The sequence below is a fragment of the Pseudomonas sp. 21LCFQ02 genome (assembly GCF_024129895.2).
Classification (GTDB): domain Bacteria; phylum Pseudomonadota; class Gammaproteobacteria; order Pseudomonadales; family Pseudomonadaceae; genus Aquipseudomonas.
Genome location: NZ_CM178749.1, coordinates 3395486 through 3416204, shown reverse-complemented (window position 1 = coordinate 3416204; position 20719 = coordinate 3395486). Strand labels below are relative to the sequence as shown.

Annotated in this window: 21 protein-coding genes; 10 read left to right on the top strand and 11 right to left on the bottom strand. The window is 61.3% G+C overall.

What is annotated here, in order from left to right; translation table 11 throughout:
- Window positions 1-16 precede the first annotated feature (16 nt).
- The 5 genes from NJC40_RS15360 to NJC40_RS15340 form a co-directional block, all read right to left on the bottom strand.
- Window positions 17-766 carry a GGDEF domain-containing protein gene (locus NJC40_RS15360; protein ID WP_253140147.1) on the bottom strand — a complete coding sequence of 250 codons (750 nt, stop codon included), beginning with the start codon at window positions 764-766 and terminating at the stop codon, window positions 17-19.
- Between the two features lie 12 nt (window positions 767-778).
- Window positions 779-1168: a DUF1987 domain-containing protein gene (locus NJC40_RS15355; RefSeq protein ID WP_045489613.1), complete on the bottom strand. Its 390-nt coding sequence runs from the start codon at window positions 1166-1168 to the stop codon at window positions 779-781.
- 17 nt (window positions 1169-1185) lie between these two features.
- Window positions 1186-1761 (bottom strand): SiaB family protein kinase, encoded by a 576-nt coding sequence (locus NJC40_RS15350; RefSeq protein ID WP_045489610.1) that lies wholly within the window; start codon window positions 1759-1761, stop codon window positions 1186-1188.
- Window positions 1754-2977: a SpoIIE family protein phosphatase gene (locus NJC40_RS15345; protein ID WP_253140146.1), complete on the bottom strand. Its 1224-nt coding sequence runs from the start codon at window positions 2975-2977 to the stop codon at window positions 1754-1756. The genes NJC40_RS15350 and NJC40_RS15345 overlap by 8 nt, the downstream gene beginning before the upstream one ends.
- Before the next feature lie 95 nt (window positions 2978-3072).
- Window positions 3073-3945: a LysR family transcriptional regulator gene (locus tag NJC40_RS15340; protein ID WP_045489608.1), complete on the bottom strand. Its 873-nt coding sequence runs from the start codon at window positions 3943-3945 to the stop codon at window positions 3073-3075.
- 96 nt (window positions 3946-4041) lie between these two features.
- Between NJC40_RS15340 and NJC40_RS15335 the strand changes: the two genes are divergently transcribed.
- Window positions 4042-4503 carry a multidrug/biocide efflux PACE transporter gene (locus tag NJC40_RS15335; protein WP_253140145.1) on the top strand — a complete coding sequence of 154 codons (462 nt, stop codon included), beginning with the start codon at window positions 4042-4044 and terminating at the stop codon, window positions 4501-4503.
- A gap of 89 nt (window positions 4504-4592) precedes the next feature.
- Window positions 4593-5426, top strand: a complete 834-nt coding sequence (locus NJC40_RS15330; RefSeq protein ID WP_253140144.1) for a PhzF family phenazine biosynthesis protein — start codon at window positions 4593-4595, stop codon at window positions 5424-5426.
- A 7-nt stretch (window positions 5427-5433) separates the two neighbouring features.
- Here the strand turns inward: NJC40_RS15330 and NJC40_RS15325 are convergent, their stop codons facing one another.
- Window positions 5434-6591, bottom strand: coding sequence for an MFS transporter (locus NJC40_RS15325; RefSeq protein ID WP_253140143.1), 1158 nt, complete (start codon window positions 6589-6591; stop codon window positions 5434-5436).
- A gap of 77 nt (window positions 6592-6668) precedes the next feature.
- Window positions 6669-7331, bottom strand: a complete 663-nt coding sequence (locus NJC40_RS15320) for a DUF4214 domain-containing protein (protein ID WP_045489597.1) — start codon at window positions 7329-7331, stop codon at window positions 6669-6671.
- A 282-nt stretch (window positions 7332-7613) separates the two neighbouring features.
- Between NJC40_RS15320 and rarD the strand changes: the two genes are divergently transcribed.
- Complete coding sequence (gene rarD, locus NJC40_RS15315) at window positions 7614-8501, top strand: EamA family transporter RarD (protein ID WP_045489594.1); 888 nt, start codon at window positions 7614-7616, stop codon at window positions 8499-8501.
- A gap of 539 nt (window positions 8502-9040) precedes the next feature.
- Here the strand turns inward: rarD and zapE are convergent.
- Together zapE and NJC40_RS15305 are read right to left on the bottom strand one after the other, a co-directional pair.
- A complete protein-coding gene (gene zapE / locus NJC40_RS15310) occupies window positions 9041-10150 on the bottom strand; it encodes a cell division protein ZapE (RefSeq protein WP_253115257.1) in 1110 nt (369 codons plus the stop codon).
- A 3-nt stretch (window positions 10151-10153) separates the two neighbouring features.
- Window positions 10154-11605: a SulP family inorganic anion transporter gene (locus NJC40_RS15305; RefSeq protein WP_253140142.1), complete on the bottom strand. Its 1452-nt coding sequence runs from the start codon at window positions 11603-11605 to the stop codon at window positions 10154-10156.
- Between the two features lie 178 nt (window positions 11606-11783).
- Here NJC40_RS15305 and ampC point away from each other — a divergent pair, with 178 nt between their 5' ends.
- From ampC to efeO (NJC40_RS15280), 5 genes are all read left to right on the top strand, one after another.
- Window positions 11784-12956 (top strand): class C beta-lactamase, encoded by a 1173-nt coding sequence (gene ampC, locus NJC40_RS15300; RefSeq protein ID WP_492180567.1) that lies wholly within the window; start codon window positions 11784-11786, stop codon window positions 12954-12956.
- Between the two features lie 233 nt (window positions 12957-13189).
- Window positions 13190-14032 (top strand): iron uptake transporter permease EfeU, encoded by an 843-nt coding sequence (efeU, locus tag NJC40_RS15295; RefSeq protein WP_253140140.1) that lies wholly within the window; start codon window positions 13190-13192, stop codon window positions 14030-14032.
- A gap of 15 nt (window positions 14033-14047) precedes the next feature.
- Window positions 14048-15244, top strand: a complete 1197-nt coding sequence (efeO, locus tag NJC40_RS15290) for an iron uptake system protein EfeO (RefSeq protein ID WP_253140139.1) — start codon at window positions 14048-14050, stop codon at window positions 15242-15244.
- Window positions 15245-15266: 22 nt separating this feature from the next.
- Entirely contained in the window at window positions 15267-16574 is a 1308-nt protein-coding gene (efeB, locus tag NJC40_RS15285; protein WP_045489577.1) for an iron uptake transporter deferrochelatase/peroxidase subunit, read from the top strand.
- A 21-nt stretch (window positions 16575-16595) separates the two neighbouring features.
- Complete coding sequence (efeO, locus tag NJC40_RS15280) at window positions 16596-17420, top strand: iron uptake system protein EfeO (protein WP_045489576.1); 825 nt, start codon at window positions 16596-16598, stop codon at window positions 17418-17420.
- Window positions 17421-17505: 85 nt separating this feature from the next.
- Here efeO (NJC40_RS15280) and NJC40_RS15275 read toward each other — a convergent pair whose 3' ends face one another.
- On the bottom strand, window positions 17506-18174 hold the full coding sequence (locus NJC40_RS15275) for a polysaccharide lyase family 7 protein (RefSeq protein ID WP_045489574.1): 669 nt from the start codon (window positions 18172-18174) through the stop codon (window positions 17506-17508).
- A 303-nt stretch (window positions 18175-18477) separates the two neighbouring features.
- Window positions 18478-19143 (bottom strand): aspartate/glutamate racemase family protein, encoded by a 666-nt coding sequence (locus NJC40_RS15270; protein WP_253115273.1) that lies wholly within the window; start codon window positions 19141-19143, stop codon window positions 18478-18480.
- Window positions 19144-19254: 111 nt separating this feature from the next.
- Here NJC40_RS15270 and NJC40_RS15265 point away from each other — a divergent pair, with 111 nt between their 5' ends.
- Window positions 19255-20154 carry a LysR family transcriptional regulator gene (locus NJC40_RS15265; protein WP_045489568.1) on the top strand — a complete coding sequence of 300 codons (900 nt, stop codon included), beginning with the start codon at window positions 19255-19257 and terminating at the stop codon, window positions 20152-20154.
- Window positions 20155-20269: 115 nt separating this feature from the next.
- Complete coding sequence (locus NJC40_RS15260; protein WP_253115277.1) at window positions 20270-20719, top strand: MarR family winged helix-turn-helix transcriptional regulator; 450 nt, start codon at window positions 20270-20272, stop codon at window positions 20717-20719.

Genomic DNA, 20719 nt, shown 5'->3' with positions numbered 1-20719 from the left:
TTTCAGCCCGCCAGAGTCAGCCTTGGGCCCGCTCTACCCGGTTACGCCCGGTACGTTTGGCCTGGTACAACGCCGTGTCCGCAGAGCTGTAAGCGGCATCGAAGCGCAGGCCGGCCGCACTGGCGCTGACCCCGAAACTGGCAGTGACCTGGCGGTTGACCGGGGCAGCAAAGCAATGCCCGGCGATCGCCGCGCGCATGGCTTCGGCATAGTCCAGCCCCTGCTGCAAGTCGCTGCCAGGCAGCACGACGGTGAACTCTTCACCGCCCACCCGGCCGATCACCCCGACCTTGGCCACGATCGGCGCCAGGCATTCGACGATCCCGCGAATCACTGCATCGCCCGCCGGATGACCAAAGTCATCGTTGATCTGCTTGAACAGATCAATGTCCAGCACGATCAATACCGCGCCGGTGCTTTCCAGCATCCGCTTGGCCCGCTCGATCACAGCACCGCGGTTCAGCACCCCGGTCAGGGCATCATGGGTAGCGCGGAACTCCAGCTGTTCGGCCAGCGTTTGCAACTGCAGATTGAGCGCGCTCATCTCGCGTTCGGCACGGTCACTGCGAGTGATCAAGCGCCGGGTTTCTCGAATCAGGCGCTCGAAGTGGCTGGTCAGTTCGGCCAGCGACTGCTGGTAGAGCTCAGCGTCGGCATCGGCCTGAGCGAGGACCGAGCGGGCACGCCGCAACGCGTCGGTCTCGCTACTGAACAAGTCCACGGTCTGATCCGCACGCGCCTGGAGCGCAGAGCCAGCAGTCACCATGACCAATCTCCTTTATGAAACCGACACGGGATGATCATTGAAGGTCAACGAGGTGAAATCGGCCTGCAGTTCTTCACCGAACTCGAAGATCGTTTCGTCTTCTTCATCGTGATACCAGTTGACCACGATCTTGTTACCGGCCATGGCCGCGTGGTCAAGGGTATCGAAGATATTGAACAGCATCTTGGTGCTGGAGCTGTTGAAGTAGGCCAGTGCAATGTTGGCCGTCACTTCAACGCCGGCGCAATTAGCAAGAAAGTCGCGCAGTTGCTGGACGATCGGCGCATAAAACGCGGCGGCGTTTTCAGGATAGGACTCGCCCTTGATGGTCAGCAGGCGTTGGTCATAACGAAAATCGACTTCAGGCGAAGTGGCAGTGGCTTCAATGAAAAAATTGTCCATCACAGTCATCAATCCATTCAAATAGTGGCTTTGAGGCAGAACAAGGTGGTCTCCGGGTCTTGCGGGCGCGGCTGGAAGCTGTACTCCAGCGGCTCGCTGGCGTCGCGGGCCATGGTCAGAAAACCCAGCCCCGCGCCTTTGCTGCCCTCCGGCGTTTCGGCCCGCAGGGACACCTTGTAGGCCTGTTTGATTTCTTCAACCGACATGCCGCGCAGCGGTTCGAGGTTGGCGCGCAGCCGCTCGACCTCGCCACTGGCCACCGGGTTGGCACAGAGCATGGTGAACCGATTGTTTTCGGCACTGATGCAGACCGCCCCATGACGCAGCCCGGTGTCGTCCTCGGCCGACACGCCCAAGGCATCGACCGAGTAGTGGACGATGTTTTGCGACAGCTCGATGAACGATGAGAACAGCTTGCGGCGGGTCGGGCCGCTGACACCGGAGACTTCAAGCTGCAGCTTGACCACCTCGGCCATCGCCGAAACGACGCTGTGGGAGAAGTAGCCCATGTGGTAGAAAATCACGTTGCGCTGTTGGGCAAGGTCGAAAAAGCTCATGTCATGGTCCTCAATGGCGCGCAGCAGATTAGTCATCATTGCTCCTGAGACGAGCGCAAAAGAAAGTCAAATCGTCACGACGATTCTGTTCGCCCTGCCAGTGCGACAGGACTTGCAACAACCCCTGGCCAATCTCGGCCGCCGGGCTATCGCTATTGGCCAGCAGGCTTTCAAATACCCGGCGCTTGCCAAAGGCGATGTTCTTGACCCCGCCAATCTGGTCGGTCAGGCCATCGGTGGTGATAAAAATCAGGCTGCCGGACTCCAGCGGCACACTGTGCATCTCCCATTGGTAATCCATGCCGCTGTCGACGTAGCCGACGCCCATCCGCTGGCCGGCAACCGTCTGAAACTGCTCAGCCTGCGGGTGCAGCACATGCAGGGAGAGCCGCGCACCGGCAAAGCGCAGGGTCCAGGTATGGGTATCGAACCAGAAGAACGCAGCGTCCAGCCCGTCATCGGATTCCGGGGTGCCGTCGGCGTCGCGGTCCTGACCGAGCATGCTCTTGACGCTGCGGTTGACCGCCGACAGCAGGGTCGCCGGGTTGCGCGGCCCGTACTGATCCAGCGCCTGGCCCAGCGCGCTGGAGGCAATCAGGGTCATGAACGCACCGGGCACACCATGGCCGGTACAGTCGGCAATCGCCCCGAACCAGCCGTCGGGGTACTTGCAGAAGTGATAGAAGTCGCCGCCCACCACATCACGCGGCTCCCAGACCAGCGAGGCGTCACTCAAGGTCGAGGCCAGTGTCTCGCGCGAAGCACGCAGCATGGCGCGTTGAATCACACTGGCGTATTCGATGCTTTGCATCATCTGGCGGTTCTTTTCCGCCTGCATCGCCGCCACCACCGCGATCAGTTGCAAACCGTTGCCCAAGCCGACAAACCGCCCTTCACGGGTCACGATAAAGCCGTCGGCCAGCGCTTTTTCACCAAACTCGACGGTCTTGAAGGTCAGCTCTTCGATGCTCATCTCGGCATCGACGATCAGCGGCTCCTTGTCCATGAAGGCGATGCAGCTTTTCTTGTCGTACAGCTCGCGGTGATACAACTTGCTCATCTGTGACATGAAGATATTGCGATTGATCAGCCCGACCGGCCGCTCTTGATCGACCACCGCCAGACACACCAGGTCACGCTGGGTGGTAAAGACCTCCATGACCAGTGAGTTACTGTCGTCGATATCGATGGCTGGAACGAAGTTGCACAGATCCCCCGCACTTTTGTGGTCACGGGGCAATCGGGGACGCATGAATTGAAAATGCTCTGCTTTCATTCGCGGGCCACTGCACATCATAAATACGTGACCCTACTACAGCGATATTAAACTGATATTACAGTGTCCTTTCAGGGCATCAGGGTCTCCAGCAACCAGGCGCCGGCAGGCCCCAGAGTGCGCTGCCGCGACCAGATCACATCGACCGCCGAGCGGCGTGGCCAGCCCGGCACCTGCAACTCCTGCAAGCGCCCCTGGGCGTAGCCAGACACCAGCCAGCGCGGCAAGGCGGCCCAGCCAAAGCCGAACACCGCCATGTCCATTAGCAGCAGATAGTTAGGCGCCGACCAACTGCGCCGGCTGCTGGTGGGCAGGTCATCGGTCGGGTTGAGGTGCTCTACCAGGGTGTTGAGTCGCAAGGCCCGATGACCCGCCAATTGCGCGTAGCTGACCTGCTGCTGGCCAGCCAGTGGATGCTGGTGCGCAACGAACAAGCCAAAATCGGCGCGTTCGGTGATGGTTGCATGGCCGATCTCGGGCGGATAACCGGCCTGGGCCGAAAGCAGGCCCAGCGTCGCCCGGCCGCTCTGGATCAGATTGATGGCATCGCCGTGTTCGGCAAATACGCATTCCAGCTCGATATCCGGAAAACGCTGGTCCAGCTCGGTCATACGCGCTTCGAATTCGACGAACTGGTTGGCATCGGACAACACCAGGGTCAGGCGCGGCTCAACGCCAGCCGCCAGCCGCCCGGCGGTGCGACGCAGCAAGTCCTGGGCACACAGCACATCCTCGACCCGCTCCAGCATGGCCCTGCCCGCTGCGGTCAACACCGGCTGGCGCGCCGAACGATCAAACAGTTGCAGATCCAGATCGATCTCCAGCCGGGCAATGGCCTCGCTGATGGTTGACTGGCTTTTACCCAGCCGGCGCGCCGCCGCACTGAACGAACCCAGCGCGGCGATCTGGACAAACGCCTCAAGGGCTTCGGGTGAATAATTCATGACGCGGCCTCCATCGGTTTTACCGATTGATCGTATTTTCACTTTAGCCCGATGACCGATAAGAATGCAGGATCTTTATTGACAGGTGGCTCCGTCATGAACAGCTCAGCCCATTCACTCCCTGCCAAAACCCTCAAGGAACGCGTGCTGCACGCCTTCGCCTTCGAGACGGTCGGGGTCATCATCTGTGCGCCGATCCTGGCCTGGGTGATGGATCGCTCAATTGGCAGCATGGGCGCCCTTACAGTGATGATCTCCACCGTGGCGATGCTCTGGAACATGCTGTTCAACCTGCTTTTTGACCGTATCCGCGCCCGGATGGGCTTCAACATGACCCTGACCAACCGTACGCTGCATGCGCTGTGCTTTGAGGCGGGTCTGATTCTGGCCGTGGTACCGCTGGCCGCCTGGTGGCTGTCGATCAGCCTGGTCCAGGCGTTCTGGCTGGACATTGGCGTGCTGCTGTTTTTCCTGCCCTACACCATGGCGTTCAACTGGGCCTGGGATGGCGCGCGGGAGCGGTTGCTGGCTAACCGGCCAGTGCAACGCTACAACTGACCGGTCAAAAAACCGCATGGCTGTATGGGGCCGCGCTCGCCCGCTTCTTGCACACTGACCGAAATTGACAAGCCAGGGAGCGCAATACCATGACAGAGATCCTAAAACTGGCGGCCTTCAGCGATGGCGAAACAGGCGGCAACCCGGCCGGGGTGTGGATTGGCGATGCCCTGCCCGATGAGCCACGCATGCAAGCCATCGCGGCAGAGGTCGGATTTTCCGAGACCGCGTTTGCCGCCCCACTGGACGGCGGGCGCTGGCGGGTACGTTATTTCTCGCCCTTGGCCGAGGTGCCATTCTGCGGCCATGCCACCATTGCCCTAGGAGCGGCACTGGCGGCGCAGCACGGTGACGGAGTGTTCGATCTGCAATTGAACCAGGCCAGCATTACCGTGGAGGGCCATGCGCAGGGGCAACTGGTTTCGGCGGCGTTGCAATCACCACCGACCCACAGCCAGCCGATCAGTGAAGCACTGCTGAACGAGGCGCTGGCTCTGTTCGGTTATCGCCGCGATGAGCTGGACCTGCGCATTGCGCCAGCAGCGATCAATGGCGGTGCGGGGCACCTGGTGCTGGCGCTCAACAGCCGTGAAGCGCTCAGCGCCATGCGTTATGACCAGGCCGCCGGGCGCGAGCTGATGGTGCGTGAAGGCTGGGCCACAATTGTGCTGGTGTTTGCTGAAAGCGCGCAGTTTTTCCATACCCGCAATCCGTTCGCGTTCGGCGGTGTCTACGAAGACCCGGCAACCGGCGCCGCCACTGCCGCGCTGGCCGGTTACCTGCGTGACATCGGTTGGCCACATGGCGGTGTGATCGATATCCTGCAGGGCGAAGACATGGGCAGCCCGTCGCGGCTGCGGGCAGAAATCAGCGCACAGCCGGGCAGCTCGATCCGGGTATCGGGAATGGCCCGCTACCTATAATCAGGCATCAAGCCCTCAGCCGGCTGCCACTGGCGGCAACGCCCAGCAGCATGATCGCCACGACCATGAACGCAACGCCCAGGCTGCTGAGGTGGGCGACAAAGCCGATGGCTGCCGGCCCCATCAGAATCCCGGCATAGCCGACCGTGGTCACTGCCGGGATGGCCACGCTTTCGGGCATGTCTTGCTGGCGCCCTACGGCGCTGTAACACACTGGAACGATGTTCGAGCAGCCGGCGCCAACCATCGCATACCCCAGCAAGGCCGCTTCCCAGGCCGGCACCAGGGTGGCGATGGCCAGGCCCAGCGCCGCCAGCAGGCCACCCAAAACAATGATGCGGTTCGGCCCGACCCGGCGCACGATGGCATCGCCGAACAACCGGCCAAAGGTCATGGTCACGGCAAATACCGCATAACCCAGGCCGGCGTAGGCGGTCTCCATGCCGCGGCTGGCGGTCAGGAACACCGCACTCCAGTCGAGCATTGCACCTTCGGCGAGAAATACGGTGAAGCACAGCAGGCCAATGAACAGCACCACCCCACGCGGAATCGCAAACGCCGGGCCTTCAGCAGCACTGCCATAAGGCAGCAAATGCGCCATGGCCTTGAACAACGCCAGCGCAATAATGACCAGCACCACCAAAATCGCCTGCAACGGCGAGGCGCCCAGCACCAGCAGTACGCTGACGCCGGCAGCACCGACGATCCCGCCAAGGCTGAACAAGCCGTGAAAGCCCGACATCATGGTCTTGCCGCTTTCACGCTCGACAATCACCGCCTGGATGTTGGCCGTGCAGTCCACAGCGCCCATCCCCACCCCGAACATAAACAGCGCGGCAATCAGTAGCGCCAGGCTGTCGACCGTGGCCAGCAGGGGCAGGCACAGGCAGATCAGCAAGGTGCCGCCTACAAGCAGACGTCGACACCCCCAACGCGCCGCCAGCGCTCCGGCCACCGGCATGGCACTGATCGAACCCACCCCGAGACACAACAGCAGCAGGCCGAGCATGCCCTCATCCAGGCCGACGCGGAGCTTGGCGTAAGGCACCAGTGGTGCCCAGGCGGCCATCCCGAAACCGGCAATGAAAAACGCCAGGCGCGTTGCCATCTGCTCCTGGCGCGGGGTGCTGCGCGAGGCAGCGGTAGCGGTGTCACAAGCGGTCATGCGGGCTCCTCATCCATGACAAAAAAGGGCCATGGTAGCGACTCAGACCTGACAACGCTGGAAAAGTCGAATACGCGTCAGACAAACGCTTCAGTAGCGACCGGCTGGCCGGCCAGTTGAATGAAGCCGTCGACGGCCTGGTTGCTCAAGGCGACGAACTCGGCCGACTCGGAGAAGGCGATCACCACTTCCTGACGGCTCATGGTCTGGTTGTCCAGATGGCCGGTCCACCAATCCCGGCCACCGGCGTCGGCGCTGCGATCCAGGGCATTGAGGTACAGCTGATTGACGAAGTCGGTATTGTTGAGGGCACCGTAGGTCTGATTGAACTCGCTACTGTTCACAAAGCTTGCAGCCACGTCCGTCAGTGACATGCCGCGGTCCACTTGCTGTTCCCAGTAACGAAAGCCGCCAAGGTCCGGGCTGCGGTCGAAGGTGGTCATGTACAGGCGCGCCAGTGACGCATCACTGACTTGCGCCACCAACGGCTGGCCGGTCTCGCCCGGACGACTGTGCGACACCGAGATTTCCTGATAGATGCCACTGCCGTCCAGGTCGCGGTAAACGGTGGTCTCGATCCAGCCATCGTCGCGCTCGACATGCAGCACATCAGTGCCAGACACGCTGTAGGTCTCGTCGCGATCAATGTTCTCAAGCTCCCAGCGACCGTCGTCGAACTCATAGACCCGCTGGATCTGCCCGGAAACAATATCGAAACGCTTCAGATCGATATCCGCCATGACTCACCCTCTCCCTAACAATGTGAACATTTGATGTCAGGCAAATGTATGGCACTTGGCTTAAACGAAACTTAATAACCAGTTACAACCTCGCCCCCATTCAGTGCACGGCATCGCGTTCGGGTATTCAAGGGACGCATCTGGGCAGGCAGACGGACAAATTCTGTAGCATTTTCAACTACACGACTGTTTTGAATCGCGAACAGTCCTTAGAATAGGCAGGCATTGCACCACTGCGGTGCAACCCTTCTCTTTCATCCATTGCGTTCCCAAGAGTCCCTCGTGCAGAAAGGAATTGCGCTTTCGGTACTGGCTTCCTGTCTGTTCGGAGTCATGTACTACTACACCTCGTTGATGGCCCCGCTCAGCGGTGAAGAGATTTTCGGCTGGCGCATGCTGCTGACGGTGCCGTGCGTGACGCTGTTCATGTTCATGTGCGGTGACTGGCCGCTGGTCAAGGCGCTGGGCGCGCGCATTTTGCGTCACCCGGTGCTGATTCCGGGGATCATGCTGTCTTCGTTTCTGATGGGTGTGCAGTTGCTGTTGTTCATGTGGGCGCCGTTGCACGGTCGCAGCCTGGAGGTGTCGCTGGGTTATTTTCTGTTGCCACTGACGATGATCCTGACCGGGCGTCTGGTGTATGGCGAGCACCTGTCGCACCTGCAGAAGGTGGCGGCAGCCTTTGCTGCGTTTGGGGTGGCGCATGAAGTGTGGCGACTGGGCAGTTTTTCCTGGGAGACGCTGGTGGTGGCGGCCGGTTATCCGGTGTATTTCGTGCTGCGCCGACGGTTGCAGACAGACAATCTGGGCGGGCTGTGGTTTGACATGTTGTTCATGTTGCCGGTCGGGGTGTGGTTCATTGTCAGCGGTAATCCGGCGGCGGCGCAGGCGACGCCGATGTTGTATGTGTTGATTCCGCTGTTGGGGGTGATCAGTGCGTCGGCGCTGATCAGCTATCTGCTGGCGAGCCGGCTGTTGTCGTTCAGCCTGTTCGGGCTGCTCAGTTATGTGGAGCCGGTGTTGCTGGTGGGCGTGGCGTTGTTGCTGGGCGAGAGTATCGGCGCTGATGAGTGGCTGACCTATGTGCCGATCTGGCTGGCGGTGCTGGTGTTGGTGATCGAGGGGGCTAAGCATCTGTTGGCGCAGCGGCGGCGCAACGCGGTTTCCTGAACGGCTGTAGGAGCGGCTTCAGCCGCGAACAGCTGATGTCTTGGCAGGTTCATTGCCGCGGTTGTCTGGCCTGCGGGTTTCGCCCCGACGGGCGACCCTATTTTGTGCTTGGCAAAATAGGGGAAAACCGCTTGCTCCTGGCTTGGGTCCGCCCTGCGGGCGAACTTCCCTCCGTCCGGCATCGATTCGGGGGTCGGCGCGATGGGCATCCCTGCCCAGCGCACCTGAAACCGACCTCCATGTCGGTTTCTCCCCCGAATCGACGCCTACCCTCGGCCAGCGCCAAAGTCGCGGCCCGCGTCGTCTGTGCCATCTCGGCTCAAAAATCAAAATCTACGGCAACGGCAACGGCAACGAAGTTCTCAAGCCATGCGCGATTTGTTTTGGAATGTTCTTGCAGGCGCCGCCGAACGCGACTTGGGCGCTGGCCGAACGCAGGTGTCGATTTGGTGGGAAAGCCGGCAGGGAAGTCGCTGCTCTTTCTATAAGGAGCAGGTGCGCTTGGCAGGACGGGTTTTAATCTGCCGGGGCTCTCTCACTCACTCACTAAACCGCTGCAACTGCATCTCCTGCAAACGGCTCAAAGTTCGGCGGAAGGCGAATTCCAGGTAGCCCTGGGTGTAAAGCTGGTCCATGGGCACGGGGGCTTCGACATAGAGCGGGACGCGGCGGTCGTAGCATTCGTCGACCAGGGCGATGAAGCGCCGCACGCTGTCATCTTTGGGTGACAGTTGCGGCAGTTCGCGGTCACCGGCTTTGACCTGTTCGACGCCGTCTTCGGTGCCGCGGGCAATCTTCGCCTCGCGCTGTACAGCGCTGAGCAGCGGTACTTCGCTGAGCATGACCACGGCAAAACGGTCGCACAGGGCGATGAAGTCCATCGCCGCCAGTGGTTGTTCGCACAGGTCGCGGTAGCGGCACCAGATCACGTTGTCGGTATGTTGCAGGACATTGACGCTGCGATAGCCCAGCATGACCTGAGTGTCGTGAACGGTCTGGCCATGGGTCAGGCCCTTGAAGATTTCAGCCAGGGCGCCGGGCTTGCCGGGTTCGCTGACCCAGTAGCGTTGCAGCAGTTGCCCCGGATGCAATCGGTGGTCTGCGCCGCCATCGACCTCGACCACTTGCATGTAGTGCTCGATCGCAGCAATGGCCGGCAGGAAGCGTTCGCGGTTGTGGCCGTGGCTGTACAACTGCGGCGGCGGGATGTTCGAGGTGCAGACCAGCACCACACCGGCTTCGAACATGGTCTGTAGCAGCCCGCCGAGAATCACCGCGTCGCCAATGTCGGTGACGAACAGCTCGTCGAAACACAGCACTCGCACGTCTGCCGCCAGTTCCCGGGCGATCACCGCCAACGGCTGGGCGGTGCCGGTCAGTTCAAACATGCGCTTGTGGACCCAGCGCATGAAGTGATGAAAGTGCTGACGCCGCGACGGTACTTGCAGGCTTTCATGGAAGCGATCCATCAGCCAGGTCTTGCCGCGCCCCACTGGCCCCCACAAGTAGATGCCCCTGGCGCCGCCGCCATCAGCCAGCGCCTGCCAGCAGGCCTGCAACTGTTCAGCGGCATCACGCTGGGACGCATCAGCATGAAAGCCCCGTTGCAGGGCTTGTTCATAGGCTTGCAGCGGCGTCGGGCCAGTCATTGTTCACACTCCTTGTGGCTGGATGCCGGCACGCCGCAGCAGGCTGCGGCAACGCTCGGACAGATGGATCACGCGCAGGTGTTTGCCGGCCTTTTCATAGCGCTCGCGCAGGGTTTTGAGTGCGGCAATGGCCGAGTAGTCGACGAAGCTCAGGTGCTGACAGTCGAGTACCACCTGCTCAGGATCATCTTGCGGCGAGAACTGTTCGAGAAAATGTGTGGTCGAGGCAAAGAACAGCGTGCCATGCGCGTTGTAGACCTTGCTGCCATCGACGGCCTGATGGCTGTCGACATACAGGTCACGGGCATGCTTCCAGGCAAAGTCCAGCGCGGCGACGATAACCCCGAACAGCACCGCCATGGCCAGGTCGGTGAGCACCGTGACCACGGTTACCGCGACAATCGCCAGCATGTCGCTGACCGGCACTTTGCGCAGGATGCGCAGCGACGCCCAGGCGAAGGTCTGCTGCGCCACCACCAACATCACACCGACCAGTGCCGCCAATGCAATACGCTCGATCAGCGGCGCCAGAAACAGGATGAACATCAGGATCATGCCACCGGCCACAACCCCGGACAGCCGCCCACGACCGCCGGAGCCAAGGTTGATCACGGTCTGGCCAATCATGGCGCAGCCGCCCATCCCGCCGAACACCCCTGACACCATGTTCGCCGCCCCCAGCGCCACGCACTCGCGGTCCGGGTAACCACGAGTCTCGGTGATTTCATCGGTGAGGTTAAGGGTCAGCAACGTCTCCAGCAGGCCCACCATGGCCATAACCAGCGCATAAGGCGCGACGATGTACAGGGTTTCCAGCGTCCAGGGCACTTGCGGCCAGGCAAAGGCCGGCAAACCACCGGCCATGTGCGCCATATCCCCCAGGGTGCGGGTCGGCAGGTCGAGCAGGTACACCGCCAGGCCAACCCCGACAATCGCTACCAATGCGGGCGGTGCCGCACGGGTCAGACGCGGCAGCAGGTAAACGATGGCCATGGTGACCGCGACCAAGGCGAGCATGATGTACAACGCCTGGCCGCTGAGCCAGGCGCCGTCATGTTGAAAGTGTTCGAGCTGGGCCATGGCAATGACAATGGCCAGACCGTTGACGAAGCCGAGCATCACCGGGTACGGCACCAGCCGCACCAGCTTGCCCAGGCGCAGCAGGCCGAACAGCACCATTAGCGCCCCGCCGAGCAGCACCGTGGCCAGCAGGTATTGCACGCCATGTTCGACCACCAGCGCGACGATCACTACCGCCATTGAGCCTGCTGCGCCGGAGATCATGCCCGGCCGACCACCCAACAGGGCGGTCAGGATGCAGATGATAAAAGCCCCGTACAGGCCCATCAGCGGGTTGAGATGCGCCACCAGGGCAAAGGCGATGCACTCGGGCACCAGCGCAAAAGAGGTAGTCAGGCCGGCGAGAACATCGGCGCGCAGACGGGAGAGTTTCATGGGTTACCAGACCAGGCGGCGCGTGGGCACGCGAAAAAGCTGGCATGGTACGCAAACGTGCCGAATGCAGCCAGACACATGTGGTTACAGCGCGTGCATTCGCCAATATTCAGAGAACAAATGTCTATTGAGCGTTCTCCTATTGGCAGGCAATGTACCGCCCCCCCGTGCAACAGGACTGACAATGAACCGAACAATCACGCTGACCGCGGTAACGCTGGCCCTTCTCGGCAGCCCTGCGGCCTGGAGCCAGACCACCGATTCGCAGGCCCGGGACCTGCTCATCGAGCAGGCCGCCCGGCAAGTCATGCAACAAAACGGCATCGCCGGCATGGCCATCGCGGTCACTGACCATGGCGTCCAGCGCTTCTATAATTTCGGCGTGGCGGCCAAAGACACGGGCGCACCGGTGACCAGCGACACGCTGTTCGAACTGGGCTCGATCAGCAAGACCTTCACCGCGACCCTCGCCACCTGGGCTCAGGCGCAAGGCAAACTCCGGCTCGACGCCCCGATCGACAGCTACCTGCCCGCCCTGCATGACAGCCGCCTGGGCAAGGTCGCCGTATTGCACCTGGCCACCCACACGGCCGGCGGCTTCCCGTTACAGGTGCCGGATCGAGTGCAGGATGAGCAACAACTGATGGCGTACTTCAAGGCATGGCAGCCGCAGTACCTGCCCGGCACGCATCGCAGCTATGCCAACCCGAGTATCGGCCTGCTCGGGATGATTGCCGCCAAAAGCCTGGGGCTGCCGTTCGACCAGGCCATGCAGCAAGGGTTGCTGCCGGCCCTGGGGCTGTCGGCGACCTGGATCAAGGTGCCTGCGGACAAACAGAGCCTGTATGCCCAAGGCTATGACCGGCAGGACCAACCGGTACGGCTCAATCCCGGCATACTGGCCGATCAGGCTTACGGGGTGAAATCCAGCAGCGCCGACCTGATCCGTTTTGTCGAGGCCAATATCGCCAGCCACCCGCCAACCAGTCCGTTGCAAGAAGCGCTGCGAGCGACCCACACGGGTTATTTCAGCTTTGGCCCGGCGATTCAGGCGCTGGCCTGGGAGAGCTATCCGCCACCGGCGGACCTGTCGGCACTGCTGGCAGGCAATTCCAATGACATGGCGCTCAAGACCCAAGCGGCGCAGGCACTGCGCCCCCCCGTGCAGCCAGTACCCGGCAGTTGGCTCAACAAGACCGGCTCGACCAATGGTTTCGGTGGTTATGTGGCCTTCATGGCCGACCGCGAATGGGGCGTGGTGATCCTGGCCAACCGCAACTACCCGAACCCAGAGCGAGTGCGCTTGGCACAGACCATCCTCAACGCTGCGGACACGCCACTAGTGCGTTGAAAACCGTTTAAAAGCGCCGATTGGAATTGATAAACAAGGCATCGCCAGACGCTTTGGCCATGACAACCGGCGCTTGACAAACACCTGAACCGCCCCTGAACAGCAGCCAGAAATCCTTGGATAAGGGAAAAACAACTGGCCCTTACACGGGAATGACTATCATTATGTTGCGCATTGTTTCGGTGGCAACACTTTGAAACGCTTCACCCGCCCGTAGTCATTCCTGGTGAAAAATGCTCGTTCCCTTTCTGATCATGCTGCGCGAAGGCATTGAAGCCGCGCTCATCGTAGGCATCATTGCCTCCTATCTCAAACAGACCGGCCGCGGCCAATGGATGCCGGCGGTGTGGATCGGCGTGTTCCTCGCAGGCGCCCTGGCCTTGTTCGTCGGTGGCGGCCTGGAACTGATGAGCGCCGAATTTCCGCAAAAACAGCAGGAACTGTTCGAAGGCATCGTCGGCCTGCTGGCAGTGGGCATCCTCAGTTCCATGGTGTTCTGGATGCGCAAAGTGGCGCGCTCGGTCAAAGACGATTTGCAACAGTCACTGGACAGCGCATTGAGCGGTTCGCGCAATCAAACCTGGGCGTTGATTGCCATGGTGTTCTTCGCCGTGGCCCGCGAAGGTCTGGAGACCGTGTTTTTTCTGCTCGCGGTATTCCAGCAGAGCACCGGCTCCGGTGCCCCACTGGGTGCCCTGCTCGGCCTGCTGGTCTCGGTAGCCGTGGGGGTGGCACTGTACCGCGGCAGTCTGCGCCTGAACCTGAGCCTGTTCTTTCGCTGGACCGGGCTGTTCATCCTCGTCGTGGCGGCCGGAGTGCTGGCCAATTCGGTCAGGTCACTGCATGAAGCCGGTATCTGGAACCACTGGCAAGAGGTGGTCTTCGATTTCAGCGCCACGCTGCCGATGGATGGTCCAACCGGCGCGATCCTGGCCGGGATGTTCGGTTACCAGGACACCCCCACCGTCAGTGTGCTCGGCGCATGGCTGCTGTATCTGCTCGCCGCCCTGACGCTGTTTTTCCTGCCGCACAAAGCCCAGCCGCAGGCGCCGCGCCCGGCCGTCACGAATCACTAGTCTCAAGGGATACTCATGTCCAACGCCTCATCGGGAGCCTGGTCTCCCCGTGCCCTGCGCGTGGCCGTCGCCGGCTCCGTGGTCCTGATGTTCGCCGCTGGCGGGCTGTTCTACTACGCCTCGCAAGTGGCCGCGCACAAGCGTGCCGCCAATGCCGGTAACGAAACGGTGATCAATATTCACCCGCGCAGTTGCGAGCCCAATGCCCTGACCGTGCCGGCGGGCAAGCACAGCTTCCGCATCGTTAACCAGTCCGAACGTGCTGTGGAATGGGAAATCCTCGACGGCGTGCTGGTGGTCGAAGAGCGCGAAAACATCACCCCCGGCATGAGCCAGGTGATCAACGCTAATCTGATGCCCGGCGATTACGCCATCACTTGCGGCCTGCTGAGCAACCCGCGCGGCACCCTGCACGTGACCCCGACCGCCGAGTCCGAGGCGCAGGCCAAGGCGCGCCCGTCGATGACCGCATTCATCGGCCCGTTATCCGAGTACCGGGTGTACCTGAGCCAGCAAGGCTCGGCGCTGATCAAAGCGGTTGCCAGCTTGCAACAAGCCATCGAAGCCGGCGACCTCGACGCTGCCCAGGCGGCCTACCTGCCCGCGCGCAGCGCCTATCAGCGCATTGCCCCGGCCGCCCAGCGCCTGGCCGAACTGGACAACACCATCAACGCCCGGGCCGATTACTTCGAACAACGTGAGCAAGACCCAGGCTTCAGCGGCTTCCACCGGATCGAATTCGGTCTGTTCAAGCAAGCCAGCCTCGACGGTCTTGCTCCTGTGACGCAAAAACTCAGTGCCGATGTGGCACGGCTCAAGCAGGAACTGCTGGCCCAGAGCATTGCCCCGGAGCAACTGACCAGCATCGTGATCCGCAACCTGCTGAGCCTGGCGCAGAACCGCAGCAAGGGTGAAGAGGAACGCTACAGCCACACCGACCTCAATGGGTTTGCCGCCAACCTTGAGGGCGCGCGTAAGGTCATCGACCTGCTGCGTCCACTGCTGGCGAAGAACCACGCTGACCTGCAACAGCGCCTGGACAGCGCCGTGACCAACCTGGACAGCACCTTTAACGGCCTGAAAAGCGCAGACGGCTATCGACCTTACGATCAGGTCGATGCCGCCGCCCGCCAACTGATCGCCAGCCAGTCCACGGCGCTGGCCGATGCCCTGCAACAAATCGATCCGGCCTTGGGCCTGTCGAGCCTGTAAGACTGCGGAGTACTCAATCAAGATGAAAAAACCAGACGCAACCGCTGTGATCGAATCGCCCCAGCGCCGCCGCGTGCTGATGGGGCTGGGCGCCGCCGGGGCGGCGTTGGCCGGCAGCAGCCTGGCAGGTCCAGCGATGGCCGCAAAACCTGCGCAGGTCACCGAAGCACCGAACAGCGACAAGACCCAGGACAGCAACGCCTTTCATGGCGTGCACCAGAGCGGCATCGTCAACCCGCGCCCGGCGGCCGGCATGTTCGTCGCTTTCGATGTACTGGCCACTGACCGCCAAGACCTGGAGCGACTGCTGCGCACCCTCAACGAGCGCATCGCGTTTTTGATGAAAGGCGGCCTGGTCCAGGACATTGATCCAAAGCTTCCACCGCTGGACTCCGGCATCCTCGGCCCACTGGTAACCCCGGACAACCTGACCATCACCGTGTCGGTGGGCGATTCGCTGTTCGACGAGCGTTTCGGCCTGCAAGCGGCAAAACCCAAGCGGCTGAGCCGTATGGTCGGTTTTCCCAATGACGCGCTGGACGCCGCCAGTTGCCATGGCGACCTGAGCATTCAGTTTTGCGCCAACACCCCGGACACCAACATCCACGCCCTGCGCGACATCGTCAAAAACCTGCCGGACCTGCTGCTGGTGCGCTGGAAGCAGGAAGGCACCGTACCGCCGCAGGCACCGAAAAAGCCCGGTCAGCCGGCAGAGAGCGCGCGTAACTTCCTGGGTTTCCGTGATGGCTCGGCCAACCCGGACTCCAACGACAAGAAACAGATGGACGAACTGGTCTGGGTCCAGCCCGGCAGTGACGAGCCGGCCTGGGCCGCGCACGGCAGCTATCAGGTGGTACGCATCATCCGCAACTTCGTCGAACGCTGGGACCGTACCCCGTTGCAGGAGCAGGAGTCGATCTTCGGCCGCACCAAAGCCAGCGGTGCGCCCATGGACGGCAAGCTCGAAAGTGACGAGCCGAATTACGCCGCCGACCCGCACGGCAAAAAGACCCGCCTGGATTCGCATATTCGCCTGGCCAACCCGCGCACCCCTGAGAGCCGCAAGAACCTGATTCTGCGCCGCCCGTTCAACTACTCCAACGGCGTCAACAAGAATGGTCAGCTGGATATGGGGCTGCTGTTTATCTGCTACCAGGCTGACCTTGAGAAGGGCTTCATTACCGTCCAGACCCGCCTTAACGGTGAACCGCTGGAGGAATACCTCAAGCCGGTCGGCGGCGGTTACTTCTTCACCCTGCCGGGGGTGACCAATGATGAAGATTTCATCGGTCGCTCGCTGCTGGCGGCCACTTCACCGAAATCTGTCTGAACCTCAACTGGAAGAGTCGATATGAACAAGACCCCGCTCGCCCTGCTGTTCGCCCTTGGTGTGTTGAGCGCACCGCTCGCCGCCGTTGCCGCCCCCGCACCGCTGGATCTGGTCGGCCCGATCTCCGACTACAAGATCTACGTGACCGAAAACATCGATGAACTGGTCAGCCACACCCGCCAGTTCACCGATGCGGTTAAAAAAGGCGACATCGCCACCGCGAAAAAACTCTACGCACCGACCCGCGTGTTCTACGAGCGCGTGGAGCCGATTGCCGAACTGTTCAGCGACCTCGACGCCTCCATCGACTCGCGGGTCGATGACCACGAACAAGGCGTGGACGCCGAAGACTTCACCGGTTTCCACCGCTTGGAACACGCGCTGTTCGAGAAGAACACCGCGCAAGATCAGGGCGCGATTGCTGACAAGCTGATGGCTGACGTCAATGACCTGCAAAAGCGCATTGCCGATTTGACCTTCCCTCCGGAGAAAGTAGTCGGCGGCGCCGCCGTGCTGCTCGAAGAAGTGGCGGCCACCAAGATCTCCGGCGAAGAAGACCGCTACAGCCACACCGACCTGTATGACTTCCAGGGCAACGTTGACGGCGCGAAGAAAATCGTCGACCTGTTCCGTCCGCAGATCGAGAAGCAGGACAAAGCCTTTGCCGCCAAGGTGGACAAGAATTTCGCCTCGGTGGACAAGATCCTGGCCAAGTACCAGACCGCTGACGGCGGCTTTATGACCTATGACAAGGTCAAGGAAAACGACCGCAAGGCACTGGTGGGTCCGGTCAACACCCTGGCCGAAGACCTCTCGACCCTGCGCGGCAAACTGGGCCTGAACTGATCGACATTGCCCCGTAGGAGTGGTCGGGCGGCGATCCGCTTTAGCCGCGAATTAGCTTCGCCGCTAAAGCTGCTCCTACAAAGGTTCAAGCCTTTTTGTCGTGGCTGATGCGCAGCAGATAAAAGGTCGCCGCCCCCCCTTCACTGGCATAGCCGGTATTGTCCTGGGTATAGACCCCGGCCTTGAAGTACAAAAGTTTGGTACTCCACTGCTGATCCAGGCGCACTTTCCAGTCGTGATCATAAGCGTTGACGCTCAGCTCGCCGGTGCTGGTCAACGCAATGGTGTAGTTGAAGCGCACATTGAGCGGCACCCCTTGCGCCAGGGTGATGACTTCAATCTCGGCATCCGGGTTGCGCCGCAGTTTGGCAACGATGTTGCCGGTCTGGAGTTTCTCCTTGTACTGATACTCCACCTTGAGCAGCGGCTCATTACTCTGATAAGCGTGAATCTGGCCGATGACAATCTTGCCGCTCGATGGCACCTGGTTAACGGTCAAGGCGGCACGCAAAACGTTGTCTGCCGAGGTGTAACTCCAGTTGAAAGCCCGACCATCTGCGGTGGTCTCGCGCAGTTCACTGCGCGGGTACTTGGCGTTGTCAGTGGTCGAGCCGGTTACCGGCGCCCAGAAGAACAGCGTTTCGCCAGAGCGGAAGTAACCATCCTGGTAGCCGCGCACCAATTGCGGGGTGTTGATGGTAGTGGCGGGAATGCCGACAGGAACGGACAAATTCCAGGTGGCGAGGTCAATCATAGGGGGCTCGCAAGGTGCGCATGCGCACCGACAGAATGGCTCTGGAGCGGGCCTTTCGGCCTGCCCTGTTCGCCACCGCTATCGGCCTGGAGCGTTTTTTGTTGACCCCCTGAAAGCGTCAATGAATCGTTGCCCGAGCCGCCTGGCCATTATTGCGATATCACCGATGACCGCCCTTGTGCAGGACCGTTTCAGCTTCGAAGCCGGATTGATCGGCATAGGCGGCAACATCGCAGTGTCAGTTTTTTGAATGGCGCGACTCAAACACCGAATAAAAGTTGCACGCCTTCCGACCAACGGTCATCAACCAGCCTGATCGAGCAGGCCGCGCAGCTTCAGAACCGCGCTGTCTGGCGTGGTCAACACCGGCAGGCCGCTGACCTGACGCACCCACTCACTGGCACGGGCCATGGAGAATTGCGCCAGGCAGATCACCTCAGCCGGCCCCAACGCATCAGCTGCTTGCGCCACTCGCCGGTCATGCTCAGGGCCATCACCCTGAGCCAGGATCTGCATGCCGTCCTCGGCCAGTTGCAGTTGCAAGTCCAAGGCCTGGCCCTGGCGTTCGGCAGCCGCGATAAATTCGGCACGCATCGACGCCAGGGTCGGTTCAAAGGTCGCCAACAGCCCGATCCGGCTGCCTTGCGCCAACGCCGCTTCGATCATCGCCTCATTGGGCTTGAGCAGCGGAATGCTCACTTCGCGCTTGCAGGCATCGATGGCTTCACCGAACGCCGAGCAGGTAAACAGAATGGCATCGGCACCAGCACTGACCGCGTAACGGGTCAGATCGAGAAAGCGCTGGATAATGGCCGGGGTCAGCTGCCCGGCAGCCTTCAAATCACGGGGCAGCGAGTCTTCCAGCAAGTTGACAAGCTCGGCTTGCGGCCAGTGCCGGTCAAAGGCCGCATTGATGGGGCTGATCGACAAGGGAGTGGCATGGATCAGGAAAATACGCGGCGTGTTCAAAACGAACCCTCATGAGCTGGAAAACGTGACACCATCCTGCCGCATCGCGCTCATCACAAAAAATATTCATTTGTGATGCTACCTATCAATTTTTGTTAGCTATGGCGAGTCATGAATCTCAAGGCACTGACTTACTGCGTCACGGTCGCGCAACTGGGCAGCTTCACCAAGGCGGCGCAGGCGCTGCATGTGGCGCAACCGGCGCTGAGCATGGCCGTGGCGCGGCTGGAAGAAGAACTCGGCGTGCAACTGTTCAACCGCGCCGGCCGGCAACTGACGATCACCGCTGAAGGCCAGTTGTTCGTGCAACGGGTAGAAGCTGGTCTGGTGCAGTTACGCGGAGCGCGGCAAGCACTCAAGGACCTGACCGCGCTGGAGTGCGGCGAGATCCGCGTCGGCATCCCGCCGTTGTACGGTATTGGTCATATTCCTGAGTTGCTGGCGCAGTTTCGGGCGCGGTATCCGGCTATGGCCATGCACGTGGTCGAGGGCAGCGCTGACGATATCCGCCAGCGCCTCAAGGACCGGCAGATAGACGTTGCGCTGCTCGAGCAGCGCCGAATCGATCCTGAATGGGAGCACGTGGCGCTGGGCAGCGACGAAATGGTCCTGTGCATGGCTCACGACCACCCGCTGGCCAACGAAACAGCAATTTGCGCCGAGCAACTGCAGGACATCGACATGCTGGTGTTCGACCAGAGCTTCTTGCAGCGTCACCTGCTAGACGCCTTCTGCGCCAACCGTCAGGTCCGCTACCGGATTGCCCTGGAGAGCAATTTCGTGTCGCTGATCAGCCGCCTGGCCTGCGACGGGATGGGCATCTGCACCCTGCTGCGCTCAATCCAGCGTCAGCAACCAAGGCTGGTCGGCGTGCCGTTCGATCCGCCGTTACTGCTGAGCTTTGGCCTGTGCTGGCGTCCTCAGGAGTACTTGTCATTGGCCAACCAGCGGTTTGTCGAAGCGGCGCAGGCGTTTTTCGCTGAGTCAGCGGCGGAGCGTGTTCGCGGCTGAAGCCGCGCCTGCAAGCAAGAAATTTCATTTGACTGAAACAGGTTGTTACAGGATAGTAATACTTAGCAAGCTATTAATATCCTCACTAATAATACTCACCCTAACGACCTGAGCCATGTCTGACCCGACCCTGCATCGCGCCATCAGCAGCACCATGGTCGCCGCCTCCCGTCATTGGCGGCGGCTGTGCCATGCCACGCTGTCCAGCTACAGCATCAGCGAAGCCTGCGCCGGTCCCCTGCTGGCCATCGCTCGCCTGGGCGACGGGGTGCATCAGGTCAGGGTGGCGCATGCTGCGGGGATGGAAAGTCCGACTCTGGTGCGCCTGCTCGACCAGTTATGCAAGGCCGGGATCGTCTGCCGTACCGAAGACCCCAACGACCGCCGCGCCAAGGCCTTGAGCCTGACCGACAAGGGCCGCGAGTTGGCCGCCTCAATCGAGGTCGAGCTGACCCGCCTGCGTGCAGGGGTGCTGAGCGGCATCACCGCTGAAGACCTGCAAATTGCCCTGCGCGTGCTGCAGGCGTTTTCTGATGCGCTGCCGCCCGAGGGGGATCCGGCTTGA